Annotated in this window: 12 protein-coding genes and 1 tRNA gene; 8 read left to right on the top strand and 5 right to left on the bottom strand. The window is 70.3% G+C overall.

Annotation, left to right across the window (positions count from 1 at the left end; all coding sequences use genetic code 11):
- Positions 1 to 220: 220 nt before the first annotated feature.
- The gene (locus DJ70_RS02410) at positions 221 to 895 is read right to left on the bottom strand and encodes a metal-dependent hydrolase (protein WP_094529796.1); all 675 of its coding nucleotides are present in this window, start codon (positions 893 to 895) and stop codon (positions 221 to 223) included.
- Positions 896 to 1,594: a hypothetical protein gene (locus tag DJ70_RS02405; protein ID WP_245810647.1), complete on the bottom strand. Its 699-nt coding sequence runs from the start codon at positions 1,592 to 1,594 to the stop codon at positions 896 to 898.
- A gap of 112 nt (positions 1,595 to 1,706) precedes the next feature.
- Between DJ70_RS02405 and DJ70_RS02400 the strand changes: the two genes are divergently transcribed.
- The gene (locus DJ70_RS02400) at positions 1,707 to 2,402 is read left to right on the top strand and encodes a metallophosphoesterase family protein (RefSeq protein ID WP_094529794.1); all 696 of its coding nucleotides are present in this window, start codon (positions 1,707 to 1,709) and stop codon (positions 2,400 to 2,402) included.
- A gap of 26 nt (positions 2,403 to 2,428) precedes the next feature.
- Here the strand turns inward: DJ70_RS02400 and DJ70_RS02395 are convergent, their stop codons facing one another.
- Entirely contained in the window at positions 2,429 to 2,746 is a 318-nt protein-coding gene (locus DJ70_RS02395; protein ID WP_094529792.1) for a hypothetical protein, read from the bottom strand.
- Positions 2,747 to 2,886: 140 nt separating this feature from the next.
- Here DJ70_RS02395 and DJ70_RS02390 point away from each other — a divergent pair, with 140 nt between their 5' ends.
- Both DJ70_RS02390 and DJ70_RS02385 read left to right on the top strand, forming a co-directional pair.
- Positions 2,887 to 3,960 carry an NAD(P)/FAD-dependent oxidoreductase gene (locus DJ70_RS02390; RefSeq protein ID WP_094529790.1) on the top strand — a complete coding sequence of 358 codons (1,074 nt, stop codon included), beginning with the start codon at positions 2,887 to 2,889 and terminating at the stop codon, positions 3,958 to 3,960.
- Between the two features lie 77 nt (positions 3,961 to 4,037).
- A tRNA-Gly gene (locus DJ70_RS02385) sits at positions 4,038 to 4,108 on the top strand.
- Positions 4,109 to 4,269: 161 nt separating this feature from the next.
- Here the strand turns inward: DJ70_RS02385 and DJ70_RS02380 are convergent.
- The gene (locus DJ70_RS02380) at positions 4,270 to 5,061 is read right to left on the bottom strand and encodes an IclR family transcriptional regulator (protein ID WP_094529788.1); all 792 of its coding nucleotides are present in this window, start codon (positions 5,059 to 5,061) and stop codon (positions 4,270 to 4,272) included.
- Positions 5,062 to 5,335: 274 nt separating this feature from the next.
- Here DJ70_RS02380 and DJ70_RS02375 point away from each other — a divergent pair, with 274 nt between their 5' ends.
- The 5 genes from DJ70_RS02375 (at position 5,336) to DJ70_RS02355 (ending at position 8,325) form a co-directional block, all read left to right on the top strand.
- Positions 5,336 to 6,448, top strand: coding sequence for an amidohydrolase family protein (locus DJ70_RS02375; RefSeq protein WP_094529787.1), 1,113 nt, complete (start codon positions 5,336 to 5,338; stop codon positions 6,446 to 6,448).
- Positions 6,449 to 6,450: 2 nt separating this feature from the next.
- Positions 6,451 to 6,834, top strand: a complete 384-nt coding sequence (locus DJ70_RS02370; RefSeq protein ID WP_094529785.1) for a Rieske (2Fe-2S) protein — start codon at positions 6,451 to 6,453, stop codon at positions 6,832 to 6,834.
- A gap of 57 nt (positions 6,835 to 6,891) precedes the next feature.
- Positions 6,892 to 7,326: a hypothetical protein gene (locus tag DJ70_RS02365; protein ID WP_094529783.1), complete on the top strand. Its 435-nt coding sequence runs from the start codon at positions 6,892 to 6,894 to the stop codon at positions 7,324 to 7,326.
- 170 nt (positions 7,327 to 7,496) lie between these two features.
- Positions 7,497 to 8,021, top strand: coding sequence for a DoxX family protein (locus DJ70_RS02360; RefSeq protein WP_094529781.1), 525 nt, complete (start codon positions 7,497 to 7,499; stop codon positions 8,019 to 8,021).
- A gap of 13 nt (positions 8,022 to 8,034) precedes the next feature.
- Entirely contained in the window at positions 8,035 to 8,325 is a 291-nt protein-coding gene (locus DJ70_RS02355) for a hypothetical protein (protein WP_094529779.1), read from the top strand.
- Positions 8,326 to 8,371: 46 nt separating this feature from the next.
- Here the strand turns inward: DJ70_RS02355 and DJ70_RS02350 are convergent, their stop codons facing one another.
- A complete protein-coding gene (locus DJ70_RS02350; protein WP_094529777.1) occupies positions 8,372 to 9,016 on the bottom strand; it encodes a class I SAM-dependent methyltransferase in 645 nt (214 codons plus the stop codon).
- Between the last annotated feature and the right edge of the window lie 126 nt (positions 9,017 to 9,142).

Here is a 9,142-nt window from a genome sequence, read left to right as displayed (position 1 = left end):
CCTCCCCAGCCTCGCTGCTCACTTCGTTCGCAGCGTCCAGCGAGAATCGAAGATTCTCTGGCAGCCGGCGGCTCCGCCGCCGGCGACCTCGCGGGCTCCTCGCGAGCCGATGGCTCGCTCGGAGGCGCGCCACCGCTCGGGCGATCGCTCACTCCTTCGGCTGTACTGACCGCAACCGGTCACGAGCCGATCATCCGCCCCACGGCCGAGAGTCGACGCCTCACTCCGCCGGCGGGTCGCTCTGGAGTCGACGGGCGAGGACGGTGAAGATCCCGAGTCCGAGGAGATAGAGCCGCCACCCGCGTCCCGCGACCGGGAACCGCCGGTCTATCGTCTCCGCCTCGGCGAGGACCTCCGGGTCGTCCGGCTCGATCGGGTTGTTCACGTGGACGGACTGCGTGGTCCCCGTGCTGCCGGCGTCCACTCGTCGGTCGCCGGTCGCCGGGTCGACCTCGACGTCGACGAACGTCTGAACGAGGCCGTCGACGGAGGACCACACCAGCTCGCCCTCCAGTCGGAAGAAGGAGTCGTGGAGCGGCCACAGGACGTTCACGCCCTGGAGGTGCGCCCAGTCGAGCGAGACGTGCGCGAAGACGTGGACGAACAGCGCGACCCAGGCGATCCGGACGCCACGGTCGGCGACGCGCTCGCGGAGGAGGGACTCCTCGCGGATCCGGGTGTCGTAGTGGAGGAGGAGCGCGGCCGCCGCCGGGAACACGACGTTGTGTCCGACGGTCCGGTGTGCGCCGGCCATGACCGGTCCCAGGAGGGAGTCGGCCTCCGGGAGGACGACGATCGCGAGGACGACGGCGAGCGCCCGCCGGTCGTACGAGCCCCGCAACAGCCCCGCCGCGAGCACCAGCGCGAACCCGGCGTGAACGAGCGAGGAAACCATCTATCGGCTCGCCTCCCCCGCGTCGCCGGACGCGGCGGTCGAGGAGCGCACACGTTCCCACGGCCGGAACCGGACCGCGAGCGACGCGACCGCGCTCGCGACGACGACCGCCTGCCAGCCGGCGTCGACGACGACGAACTCGCGTTCGACCCCGAGCGCGAGACCGGGCCGGCCGTCGGGGTTCACCCACGTCCCGATCGGACGGGCGTCCGCCGTCCCCGTGCTCTCGAGCGGGAGGAGTCCGGGACCGTCCCCGGCCGTCGACACGAACGTCTGGACGACGCCGTCCTGCGTCGAGAACAGCAGGAGGCCGTCGACGACGTAGTAGGCGTTTTCGACGGGATACAGCAGATTGACGCCGGGGTCGCCGAACAGGTCCGGGGCGACGCCGGCGACCGCGAACCCGGCGAGCGTGACCCAGCCGATCCGGACGCCCCGCCAGCCGTGACGCTCGCGGAGCGCCGACCGATCGCGGAGCGCCGTGTCCCAGTGGAGGAGTCCCGCCAGCGCGAGCGGGAGCCACAGGTTGTGGAGGAGGGCGTTCGTCGCACCCGGTATCGCGAGGCTCGCGGCCGCGTCGAGGGTCGGGAGGAGGGCGGCCGCGACGACGACCGCGACCGACCGGCCGTCGAAGGCCGGCCCGAGAAGCGCCGCCGCGAGCAGCGCGCCGAGCGCGGCGGTGAGAAGGGTCGGTGCCATTGGCGGTCCCTTCGCTCCCGCGATGATAAGCCCTCGGGCGGCGGAGCGGTCGTGGCGTCTCCGACCGTCGCCGTCCGAAGGTATTCGGACCTCGATCCCGAACCCTCGCGCGATGAAGGTCGGACTCCTCTCGGACGTCCACGCGAACCTGCCCGCGCTCGAGGCGGTCCTCGAGGACATGCCGCCGGTCGACACGGTCGTCTGTGCCGGCGACGTGGTCGGCTACAATCCCTGGCCCGCCGAGTGTCTGGCCCGCGTTCGCGAGGTCGCCGCGGCGACGGTCCGCGGGAACCACGACCGGACCGTCGAGACGCCCGAACGGTACCGCGCCAACCGGATGGCCGAGGCCGGGCTCGAACACGCGAGGCGGGAACTCTCGGGGGAGGGGCTCGGGTGGCTCCGCGACCTGCCGCGGGCGACGTGGTTCGCGGGCGGCCGCTACCATCTCGTTCACTCACATCCCGCCCCCGACCGCGAGGGCGCGTACGTCTACCCCGAGGAGTTTCCGGCGCTCGACCGGCACCTCGAGGAGCTCGTCGACGAGGAGGACGCGGCCCTCGAGGGCCTCGTCCTCGGTCACACCCACGTCCAGGGGGCTCGGTCGGTCGACGGTCGGCTCGTGGTCAACCCCGGCAGCGTGGGCCAGCCCCGCGACGGCGACCCCGACGCCGCCTACGCGGTGCTCGACGCCGACGCCGGCGAGGTCGACCTCCGGCGGGTCGCGTACGACGTCGACCGCGTCGCCGAGGCGGTCGAGCGGGCGGGGTTGCCGGATCGGACCGCGGAACGGCTGTATCGCGGGGAGTGACCCGGCTCACGGGACGGGGGATCGACTCATCCCAGATGCCCCGCGACGAGAAGCAGGTTCCGCCCGGCCGCGAGAAGCGAGATCGCGCCCACGCCGGCGCACATCACCGTCGCGACGAGCCGGCGGCTCCCGCCCGCGACCGCGACGGGGATCCCGATCACGACCATCCCGAGCGCCTTCGTGACGAGCATTCCGCGGAGCGGGCCGAGCCACGTGATGAACGTCCGGCCGACGGGCGACCCCTCGACGAACTCGCCCGTCGAGATCGCGAGGTACGTCGACCACACGTCGGCGACGGTGCCGACGAGGAGGAGGGCGACGGCGGCGGCGAGGCGTCCCGACACGAGCGAACGCACGCCCCCGGCGAGTATAAACCTCGTGACCGCTCGCCGTCCCGCGACGATCGCCCGTCGCCGCGCGCGGCTGGCCGACCGTCGCGCACACCCCATGGACATTTAACCCGGTCCGACCCGTAGCACCGGTAATGAGTGCTTCCGACGAGAACGCGTACGACGTCGCGGTCGTGGGCGGCGGTCCGGCCGGCCTGACGACGGCGCTGTACGGCGCGCGACTCGGCCACGAGACGGTACTGATCGACCGGGGCGGCGGCCGCGCGGCGATGATGGCCGACACCCACAACGTGATCGGCGTCACCGAGGAGACCTCCGGCAACGAGTTCCTCGCGACCGCCCGCGAGCAGGTGGCCTCCTACGGCGGCGACTTCGAGCGCGGCTTCGTCGAGTCGATCGAGCGCACCGACGACGGCCGGTTCCGGCTCGTCGCCGGCGACGACGAGTTCTCGGCGAAGCGGGTGGTCCTCGCGACCGGGTTCTCCGATACGCGTCCGGACCCGCCGCTGCCCCGAACGGGGAAGGGGCTCCACTACTGTCTCCACTGTGACGCGTACATGTTCGTTGACGAGCCGGTGTACGTGATGGGCCACGGCGAGGCGGCGGCCCACGTCGCGATGATCATGCTCAACGTCACCGACGACGTGGACCTCCTGACGCGCGGCGCGGAGCCGACCTGGAGCGACGAGACCGCGGCCCAGCTCGAGGCGCACCCGATCGAGGTGGTCCACGAGGAGGTCGCCGGCGTCGAGAACGATCCGGACTCCGGCTGGCTGGAGGCGCTGGCGTTCGCGGACGGCACCCGCCGGGAGTACCGCGGCGGGTTCCCCATGTACGGCTCCGACTACAACACCGCGCTCGCGGAGTCGCTCGGCTGCGACCTGACCGACGACGGCACGATCGACGTCGACGACCACGGGCGCACGAGCGTCGACGGCGTCTTCGCGGTCGGCGACGTCACGCCCGGCCACAACCAGATCCCGGTGGCGATGGGCCAAGGGGCGAAGGCCGGCCTCGCGATCCACAAGGAGATCCGCGAGTTCCCGCGCTCGACGGAGGCCATCGCGCGCGACGGGCCGGTGGACGACGCGGAGGTGCCCGCCATCTCGCCGGAGCTCCTCGCGACCGCGGTCGCCCACGAGGGACACGCCGGCGGGCCGCGGGAGTCGCCGTCGGCGGAGCCGGAGGCGGCCGCGGACGACGACTGAGCGGCGACGACGACGTGAGCGATCCCGGCGAGCCAAAGGGTAAGTTCCTTATTCCAGCACCGCGTCCCCGAGAACGCGCGCCGGTGGTCTAGTGGTAGGACCTGAGCCTTCCAAGCTCATGGCCCGGGTTCAAATCCCGGCCGGCGCACTCCATTCGGTCGTGCGCCGCCCGTACCCCGCTCGCTCGCTTCCTTCGCTCGCGGGGATCCCGGCCGGCGCATCTCTCGAACGAAGTGAGAGACATCGCCGACGGGGTCGAACCCCGGTCGTCCCGTTCGAGGGGTGTTCGAGCGAGTCCCCACGCAGACGTCACGAGTGGGCGAGGTTCAACTCGATCTCGTTCACGACGCTTCGGACGAGATCCGGAAGCTCCCGCTCGAACCGCTCGCCGGTGAGGCGGTGCGTCGGGCCCGCGACGGCCAGCGCGCCGAGGACGTCCCCGTCCGGCCCCGCGACGGGGACGGCCACCGATCGGAGCCCCTCGGTGCTCTCCTCGCTGTTGAACGCCACTCCCCGCTCCCTGATCGCCGCGAGTTCCTCGAGCAGCTCCGCCTCGTCGCCGATCGTCCGCGGCGTCGCCGCCGGGAGGCCGTGGCGGTCGACGATCTCCCGAACCCACTGGTCTGAGTAGCGCGAGAGGATCGCCTTCCCCGCCGCCGTCTGGTGCATCCGGAACCGGCGTCCCTCTCGGCCGCGCGAGTAGACGCCGCCGTGGCTGACCTCCCGATAGAGGACGACCGCGTGGCCGCGCTCTTCGACGGCGAACTGGGCGCTCTCCTCGGTCTGTGTCGCGAGGTCGCGCACCTTGTGTTTGATCTCCGTCGACCCCGGATACTGCTCGCGCACGTGGGCACCCAAGTCGAGATAGCGGAGCCCGAGCCGGTACTCCTCGCCGTCCTTCACGACGCACCCGTGTTTCATCAGCGATCGAAGGTGTTTGTGGACGGAGCTCTTCGAGAGCCCGGTCCGCTCGGCGAGGTCGGTCACGCCCGCCGAGCCCGCCTCGCGGAGGGCCGTAACGATGGTGAACGACGTGTCGATGCTCCGTATCGTCGATCCGTTCGATTCAGGGTCGGCACCCCCCGGCTTCCACGCTTCCATCGGATCGGGATGGACGGACGACTGGCATAACGTTTTTGCCGATGAGAAACGATCTCAGCTATCGTTTCTCGATGGAGGACGGATCCTTGGGCGCGGATCCCGCGTCTCTCCGTCCCTTCGGCGTCCCGAACCGGTACGGATCGTCGTTGCGGCCCCCTTCTGCGGGATCCGTCCAGGACGGGACGCGTCCGTCGGCGCCGGATCCCCGCCGAACGGCGTTCTACCGTCGAGAATCGCCTCGGAGTATATGTGTGTAATCGACCACGGGGATCGTATGAGTTCGACAGCGGAACGGCGGATCCGGTCGATCGACGACCTCGAAGTCATCGTCGACACCGACTTCCACCTGACGGAGCGCCAGGAGGACGTCTTCCCGTACCTCGAGAGCCCGTTCGACGAGTTGTTGAACAGCCAGCAGGGCGACGACTACGGCTACCTCGGCCGCGTCTATCCCGCCCACGGGATGGTGTACTCGGTGACGATCGGGAAGGCCGACTCGGAGACCGTCCGAACCACGGAGGACATCCGAACGGGACGTGACCTCGTCGAGTGGGACAAGGCGATCATCACCCCCACCCAGAACCTCTATCTCGGGGCGGTCCACCACGACGACCTCGCCGCCGCGCTCGCGACGGCGTACAACAGTTGGCTCCTCGACGAGATCGTCGATCCCGACGACGGGCTCTACGGGGCCGCCCTCGTTGCTCCCCAAAAGCCGCAGAAGGCCGCCGAGGAGGTCGAACGCCGCGCCGACGAGGACGGCATCGCGGCGGTGATGATCCCGAGCGGATCGGTCGACCCGCTCCTCGGCCACGAGTCCTACTACCCGCTCTACGACGCGTGCGAGCGGGCCGGACTCCCGATCAAGATGCACAACGCCGCCGGCACGATGATGACGCGGTTCCCCTCGACGTGGCAGGCGATGGACCGGGCCCTCCCGGTCCACGCGACCTCACACAACATGATGCACCAGACGAACCTGGCGGACATGTTGACTCGGGGGGTTCCGGAACGCTTCCCCGACCTCACGTTCGTCATCCAGGAGTCCGGGCTCGGCTGGTATCCGTACTTCATGCGGCGGTTCGATCACGACTACATGGGCGCGAAGTGGGACGCGCCCATGCTCGAGAAGCGTCCGAGCGAGTACCTCAAAGACCAGTTCTACGTGACGAGCCAGCCCGTCGAGGGCCTGGACGACCCGGCGTACCTCACGGAGACGATCCGGCACTTCGAGGGCGAGGACAGCCTGATGTTCTCCTCGGACTACCCACACTTCGACTTCGACAACACCGGGGAGCTGCTGAAGATCCTTCGATCCGAGTTCTCCAGCGAGGAGATCCGGAACGTCTACGGCAAGACCGCGGAGCGAGTCTACGACTTCGACTGATCATGAACGAATCCACACGACAGGACGCGGACCGGGACGACCTCCATCACGTCGTCGCGGCGGAGGACATCGCCGACGGCGAGCGCGTCATCGTCGAGATCGCGGGGCGCGAGATAGCGGTCTTCAACTCGAACGGGGAACTTCACGCGCTGTCGAACTACTGTACGCATCAGGGGGGACCGGCCTGTGAGGGGCTGTTGAGCGGGACCCTCGACGTCGACGAGGACGACGAACTCGTCTGGGCGTGTGACGACGAGATCGTCGCGTGCCCGTGGCACGGCTGGGAGTTCGACATCACCGACGGGACGCACACGGCGAGCGACGACTACCGACTGCCGACGTACGACGTTCACGTTCGGGACGGCGAGGTCTACGTCGAACTGTAGCCCGCGTCGACCCGAGCCGAACCCACCGACACGACTCCCGAACGGATCCCCCGGACGATGACTCGACACCCCGAGAACCGATCGCCACGAGACGAGGTCGAACCGCCGGACTGGCTCGACGACGACGAACCGTACGCCGACGTCGACGTCGACCGCCTTCCGGACTGGTGGCGCGACGCGGTCGGGGAGTTCGAGGAACACGACCTCCCCCCGTACCGGCCGCCGCGGCTCGCGGACGGCGTGCTCGTTCCGCCGCTGATCGAGCGGCTGGAGGCGGCACACGACGTCGAGATCCGGCTGATGGGGACCGACGTCGACCACGGCGACGCGTGGGGCCTTCGCGTCGACGGCGAGGTCGTCGCCGCGGTCGAGCGGGAGCGAACGGCCGACGGGTGTACACGGTACGGCATGACTGGCGAGGAGTTCGTCACCGCCGTGCGGGAACGGGTCGAGGCGGTCCCGGACGCGTCGGACCCGGCCGACCGGGGGTAGCGGCGCGCGCCGTGCGGCCGAGGCGTGGGACGCGGTCCCGACCGCGGTGATCACCCGTCGAGTTCGACGACCGCGCGTTCCCAGTCCCTCGAAACGCTTCCCGCGGTGCGGGAGCCGCCGCTGGAGTATAACTCGGTTCCGACGCAATGTCCACACGTGAGGTGACGTCCATGTCATACCAAACGGGGACTCCCCTGACGACCGACGTCGAGTTCGCGCTGGACGGCCCGTGGACCGCCTACTGGGTCGCGTTCCTGCGCGTCGTCACCGGCTGGTGGTTCTTCCACGCCGGCGTGACGAAGATCATCGAGAGCGGGTTCTCCTTCACGTACGGAACGGCGTACATGCGGGAGATGACCGGCACGGCGCTCGGTCCCGTCCCGGTCTGGATGGGGAACAACCTCGCGTGGCTCATCGAGCCAGGCGTCCCGCTGTTCGAGACGCTCATCGGGCTGGCGCTCATGGCCGGCGCCCTCACCCGGCTCGCCGCGTTCGGCGGGGCCGTCTTCATGGTCCTGTTCTGGATCGGCAACGCGGGCTTCGGCCACGGTCTCGTCAACAGCGACCTGATGGGTCTGTTGTTGTTCATGACCGTGATCGTGTTGGCGGCCGGCCGGTACTACGGCCTCGACGCGGTCATCGAGCGCACCGGGTTCGTCAAGCAACACCCGAAACTGCGGTACCTGCTCGGCTGAGAGGTGACATCCAATGAACCACCCGGACATCATCGACAGGGCGGCGATGGCGCTGAGCGCCGGACTGATGCTGGTGGGGATCGTCGTGCTCGGCACGATCGAGATCCTCGCCGGCAAGCCGTACAGTCCGGTCCCGATAACCAACGACGCGGGCGAGGTCGTCGCGACCCCGCTCGTCGACCCGACGCTCCGGACGGCCTTCGTGCTGGCCGGGATCGGGGTCCTCGGGCTGTACGCGGCCTACCGGATCGTGACGCCGATGCCCGAGGAGACGACGGATCGGGCCGGCGTGACGGCCGATTGACGCCACGTTCCGGCCGCGATCCGCCGACGTCTCCCGTCCGCGTCGGTCACCCGCTCGCCCGCGTTCCCGGCGCGCGGACGGTCCCGTAGCAGTTCCCGCTCGAGACGTCGATGTCGACGACGACGAGGTCGCTCCCCGCGAGGTCCGTCGCGAACTCCTCGGGGTCGTAGACGTGGTAGTACCGGGGCACCGTCTCCCCGCCGGGAAGCGTCCAGTCGACGGTCGTGTCGAACCCCTCCTCGCGGTCGAACCGGTCGTGTGCCGTGCTCCACGCGCTCACCAGCGCGGTCGCGCCCGGTCGGAGCACGCGGGCGAGCTCGTCCAGGCTCCGGATCCGCGCGGATCGCGGCGAGAGGTGGTGGAGCGTGGCGACGTACACCGCGAGGTCGATCGCGTCCCCGGCGATCGGGAGCGCCGCCGCGTCGCCGTGGACGAACGCGGTCCGGGCGGCGAACCCGCGGTCGCGCGCCCGTCGCACCGCCTCCCGGAGCAGCCCCCGGCTGAGGTCGACGCCGACCGCTCCCTCCGCCCGGTCGGCCAGGAGCTCGGTGTGCCGTCCGTTCCCGCAGCCGACGTCGAGCGCGCGCCCGACGTGTCGCCCCTCGAGGAACGACTCGACCTCGGGCCAGGCGTACTCCCGCGTCTTCGCGAAGTGGCCGGCGATCCGGTCGTACGTCGACTGCGGGTCCATACCCGGCGGTCGGCGTCGACGGACATAGGTTCGGTGGACCCGGCCGCGGTTCCGGGTCGGTGGACCGCCCGCCGTCCCCCCCGCTTTCCGGTCCGTCCCGCCCTCACAGCCCGCCCATCGCCGCGA

Source organism: Halorubrum halodurans, from assembly GCF_002252985.1.
GTDB classification, from domain to species: Archaea; Halobacteriota; Halobacteria; order Halobacteriales; family Haloferacaceae; genus Halorubrum; species Halorubrum halodurans.
This window is presented reverse-complemented; position numbering and strand designations above follow the sequence as displayed.